The organism is uncultured Oceanisphaera sp. (assembly GCF_947495715.1).
Taxonomy (GTDB): Bacteria; Pseudomonadota; Gammaproteobacteria; order Enterobacterales; family Aeromonadaceae; genus Oceanimonas; species Oceanimonas sediminis.
This window is the reverse complement of the sequence record NZ_CANLZU010000044.1, coordinates 1-2,162: the sequence shown is the minus strand read 5'-3', so window position 1 is coordinate 2,162 and position 2,162 is coordinate 1. Positions and strand designations below refer to the sequence as shown.

At 46.7% G+C, this 2,162-nt stretch carries 1 protein-coding gene; it reads right to left on the bottom strand.

Features of this window, described 5'->3' with window-relative positions:
* Nucleotides 1-27: 27 nt before the first annotated feature.
* A complete protein-coding gene (locus tag Q0753_RS16480) occupies nt 28-1,944 on the bottom strand; it encodes an ankyrin repeat domain-containing protein (protein ID WP_298723679.1) in 1,917 nt (638 codons plus the stop codon).
* Between the last annotated feature and the right edge of the window lie 218 nt (nt 1,945-2,162).

Below are 2,162 nucleotides of genomic sequence, written 5' to 3'. Positions count from 1 at the left end.
CAGCTACTGACTGAAGTTTCAATGTTGCTAAAGGGAGTAGGAAGTGAATTCCACATACGTTATACGTGATTGCTTATATACATAAAGGCCAGGTACTTTCCGTTTAAGCTCCCAATCACGACATGTATTTCTTTTTACGCTCCAATGGCCCTCAACAACTTCACGATGAGTGTATCCAACTGAAAAATAAATCTCATCTTCCTTACTAACATTGCAAAACCAAACCATATTGGAACGTCTTTTTCTTTTTAAAACCTGAACAGCTTCAGCATAAGAACCTATATACGATCGTGATTTTTTCAGCTTATTAAAAGCCGCTTTAGTCATTTTTCCTGATACACCATCCGGACGCCCCACATCAAACCCTGACAGCAACAATTCCTGTTGTAACGCCAAGGTTTGTGATTGAATCGCTTGTTTCAACCGTTTTGCCATTGCTGGCTGTTTTCTGGCCCTGGCGAACGCATCCAGGCTCATTCTTCCCCGTATCTTCTGCTCGACTGGTGCGCCATGTTCGATCAGCAGGTTAACCATCTTATCGTGCCCCCTGGCAATAGCGATGGTCAGTGCGCTTTGATCGTCTCTGGTAATATGTTGTGCCTGCTTGCCGCCAAATTTATCGAGCAAAAGGGCTGCTGCACGCAGATTGTTGCCGTCAACGGCATGCATCAGCGCCGTCCATCCCTGCTCATCCCGCCAATTCGTTGTAAGACGCCTGGTATCCAGCAACGCCATGACCTGAGTCATATTACCGTTACGCAACGTAATAATGGGATCGATTTGTTCGGGAGGTGCGCCCAAAAACTCAAGGACAGATAGCTGGGCACCAATTGCTTTCGCGATATCCTGTGCCGTCATACCATTACGTTGCTTAAGCACTATGTCGGCACCGGACTGAATCAACAGCTTGATCATGGGGACATCTTCATTGGCGGCAGCGGCCATCAGAGGAGTCATTTCCTCCTCCCCCAAACGCTGATTGACATCAAAACCGGCATTAATCAACTGACTCACAGTGTCGACATGCCCATTCGCAGCGGCATGCATCAACGGCGTCCAGCCATTTTCGTCGATAACTGTATCGGGGTGGCCTAGTGCATTCAATGCCGAGAGCCCTGTCTCAATCAGGGCCGAGTCTCCGCTAACGGCACCTTCAAACAGAGCCAGTGTATTTAACGTCAATTCGTACTTCTGTTGCAGAGCCTTGGCAGCCTGAGGGTCAAACAGTGCAATCATGTCAGGGTCATCGCTGAGCAATGCCACTTGTCTGGCGCTGGAGTTTTTTTCCTCTGACATCGGGACTCTTCGATCAGGCTCAGCGCCAGCGTTGAGAAGCAACGACACGATCTCGGTATGACCTGATGCCACTGCCGCCATCAAGGGAGTCCACTGTTCTGAATTGGCCTTATCAATTTCCAGGGGCGGAGCATATTGCAGCAACATTCGAACAATTTCCGGGTGGCCTAAACTTGCTGCAATAAACAATGCAGTTTCACCCTGGGCCGTGATGGCGTTGATGTCCACCTCATGGGCTATGCTGGCTTCAATCAGTTCCAGATCGTGCGTAAGAACGCCCACCATTAGTAATTGGATCAGACCATCTGGCGTTGACGTGAACTCGGAGATAGACTGCTTGTAGTCATCTTCTTCACCGATAGCCAATTGAGGAGAAAAAAGAGCAACTCCAAAAATAAAAACGAGAATAAAACATCTCAGCCTGAACCATCCAAAAGTGGTATTAAATGAAACCATATCACAATCATTTATTCGTTGTATTTGGCTTGAATATACAAACTCTCTTAATAGAATAGCCCTACACTGTTTTATAAATATTTCAGGAAGACAGGAGCCTTCAACTGGGTACGGCTTCAGTGAATATTTAGGCTCCCTTGCTATCAACTTTGAAATAAACACCAAGGATTTAAACTTAAGAAAAACATTCATAACAGTACCTGCAGGCCAAATAGTTTCATTCAGAGCCACCCCTTACAAATACTGCGGAATGACAAAACCCGAGTTGAGCTGTTTATTCGCTTTAGTTCGATTAAACGAGTATAGCTCAACTCAAAGGGACGGCCTTCAATGGGCGTTGTTGATCAAATCAGAGCCGAGACAGCCTGTCCCTACAGGGCTTTCCGCCCTTAACTGAACGGCTGACGAAC

Excerpts from the sequence above, each read along its gene's own strand:
- Q0753_RS16480 (WP_298723679.1), bottom strand. The coding sequence starts at position 1,944 with ATGAATGTTTTTCTTAAGTTTAAATCCTTGGTGTTTATTTCAAAGTTG.